1 pseudogene is annotated in these 1,033 nt (G+C 70.6%); it reads right to left on the bottom strand.

Annotation, left to right across the window (positions count from 1 at the left end):
• Positions 1-1,033, bottom strand: a pseudogene (locus IZR01_RS49300) (hypothetical protein); the annotation flags it as partial.

Here is a 1,033-nt window from a genome sequence, read left to right as displayed (position 1 = left end):
GGCTGTGGTGGTGTCGGGCGGGGCGGTGCGGGTCCGAGCGGTTTCGGTGGGGTCCGCGGCCGATGGAGGGGCGTTGGTCGGCACGATATGAGTCGGAGTCGCGTCGATGAGGGATGTGGCGAGGGCGGCGTCACCTGAGAGATGGGCCGGAGCGGTGCTGGTGCGGGCTGCCATCGGTGTGGCGTTGGTCAGGGCGACGTGAGCCGGAGTGGTGTCGGCAGCGGCCGTGGCCGGTGCGGGGACGACGTGGGCTGGGGCAGCGCTAGCTACGGAGGTGTTGGCGAGGGCTGTGGTCGGCGTGCTGGCGTTGGGCTGGGGGACGTGGCCTGGAGTGGCGTTGGCCGGAGCGGCATTGATGGGGGTCATGGCCGGAGTGGCGGTGGCCAGGGCATTTTGGGCCGGTGCGGCGTCGGCTAGGGCGGATTGGACCGGAGTGGCGTCGGCTAGGGCGGATTGGACCGGAGCGGCGTCGGGTGCAGTGGCCTCCGTAGGAGGCGTAGCCGATGAGGCGGTGCTTGCTGGGGTGATGGAGGTGGGCGACGCCTCGGTGGGGGGCGCGGCCGAATTGGTGGCGTCGGGTGCGGCGGCATCTGGTGGGGCATCGTTGGCCGGGGTCGGCTGCGGGGCGGTGCCTAGGAGCACCTCCGGCTTGGGGCGCAGGGTGTCGGCGTCGAGCCAGCCCTGCTTGACCGCCTCTTGTTGGCAGCCGGTGCGGGAGCGGCCGTGGGCGTGGCTGATGGCCTTCCAGTTTTCGCCTGCGCGGATGTGGCGGAGGAGGTCTTGGCGCTCGTCGTCGGTCCAGCGGGTGCCGTGGTTGGGCCATTGGGCTTTGCGGAGGGCTGATTCGGGGTTGGGTTGTTTGGCGAACCAGGTGATGGAGCGGAGTTGGCCTTGGGCGGCCACGTAGACGATTTCGCCTTGGTGGTGGAAGACGAGTTGGTCGTCGTGGAACTCGACGGCGTCGGCGGGGATCATCAGTTGGGCGCCGGGGGTGGTTTCGGGGCCGGCTATGAGTTCCGCGCGGAGCCAGGGG

Source organism: Catenulispora pinisilvae, from assembly GCF_015356865.1.
GTDB classification, from domain to species: Bacteria; Actinomycetota; Actinomycetes; order Streptomycetales; family Catenulisporaceae; genus Catenulispora; species Catenulispora pinisilvae.
Note: the sequence above shows the minus strand (reverse complement) of the source record. Positions and strands in the feature narration are given on the sequence as shown.